This window comes from Mycobacterium sp. NGS51 (assembly GCF_059812525.1).
In genome coordinates, this window is record NZ_JCALCV010000043.1 from 1 (window position 1) to 1619 (window position 1619).

Here is a 1619-nt window from a genome sequence, read left to right on the forward strand (position 1 = left end):
CGAAAGATGACATGTGATGGGGACCTCCTCGGCTCGGACGCTCGTTGATATGGGCGTCAGAAGAATTTCGGGAGCTATCGAGGAGGTCCCAATGACTATGGTAGGCGGGTTGGACGTGCACCGGAAGCAGATCACGTTCGATTATGTGGACGATGACGGTCTGGTGCGTTGGGGTCGGATCTGTCCGGCGACGCGGCAAACGTTGCGGAGCTGGTTGGCGGAGCGTTGCCGGGATGGAGAAGCGGAGTTCGCGTTAGAGGGCTGCACCGGGTGGCGGTATATCAGCGAGGAATTGGCGGCCGCGGGCCTAGGGGTGCATCTGGGAGATCCGGCCGAGGTCGCTGCGGCGCGGGGTCGTAAGAAGCGCGCCAAGACCGACCGCGCTGATGCCCGGCTGTTGCGCACGCTGTTGTTGCAGGGCCGGTTCCCCGAGTCGTGGGTCCCGCCGACGCATGTGCTGGAGATCCGCACGTTGGGGCGGTTGTACTGCACTTTGATGGATGAGCGGCGGGCCTGGCAGCAGCGTATCCACGCCCAGCTGTTCCATCAGGGTTGTCCACCGGTTCGGGCGCTGTTGTCGAAGGCGGGCCGCCAGGCGTTGGCCAGCGCCGAGCTCTCGCCGATCGGTCGGCAGTACGTGGACACGGCATTGCGGCGCATTGATGAGTTGACTGCCGAGATCGATCCGCTGCGAGCCCAATTGGCGAACTTCGCCAAGCGTCAGCAGGGCTGCCAGGCGCTGCAGCGTCACTACGGCATCGGCTGGTTGTGCGCGGCGATCATCTGGGCTGAGATCGGTGATGCCCGGCGGTTTTGCAGCTCCGATCAGCTGATCCGGTTTGCCGGACTCGATGTCACCGTTTACTCGTCTGATGACAAGCGCTCGCCGGGGCATCTGTCGCGCCAGGGCTCACCGGTTTTGCGGTGGGCCGCCTTTGAGACGGCCAAATGCGCGACCCGACGCAGTTCTCCCGACTACGGCTACTACCACAAGCTGGCGGCTAAACGTGACGGCCACAACGGTAAGAACCCGACCCTGGCCGTGGAGCGCAAACTCCTGCGCCGCTGCTATCACACGCTGCGCGTGCTCGGTGATGCCGCCCTGACGCTGCCCCTGCCCGAACGTGAGGAGGCGGCCGCCTAAATGATGTGTTGCGCGCTTGCCATGCCCGTATCTGAGCTGATGCCTGCGGCCAGCTCCCTTGAGACTCCTGTCGCCACCCCATCGTTGGGTGGACTTCCCGGAAAGATTGAGCGGCCGCACCTCTTCGGCGGGCCCGCGCGTCGGGCACCCCATCAATCATCATGTCGCCGGACTATGTCCGTGGACCCAGATAAGGCTGGGCGCCGGCACGCGCGACGCGTCTTTCAAACAACGTTCATAGTCACGGGAGGCAGCAGATGACTTGAACAACAACGTCTTTGGTTTCGTTTCGGCCCTACCACAGTATGCGGTGGATCCTCACCGGCCTCGAGGTCGTTCGTCCTCGCTGCGCTGCGGGCGCTCCACCTCGACCCCGGCTGCGGTCCACCGCGCATACACCTGGGCCTCCGGAACGAACCAACAAGAAATGACCAACGGATCCCATCTTTACGGGGGTCCTCAACACAGATAAGGA

At 63.6% G+C, this 1619-nt stretch carries 1 protein-coding gene; it reads left to right on the plus strand.

Features of this window, described 5'->3' with window-relative positions; genetic code table 11:
* Positions 1–91: 91 nt before the first annotated feature.
* Positions 92–1144, plus strand: coding sequence for an IS110 family RNA-guided transposase (locus AC5Y5W_RS24860; RefSeq protein WP_500011328.1), 1053 nt, complete (start codon positions 92–94; stop codon positions 1142–1144).
* Positions 1145–1619: the final 475 nt, after the last annotated feature.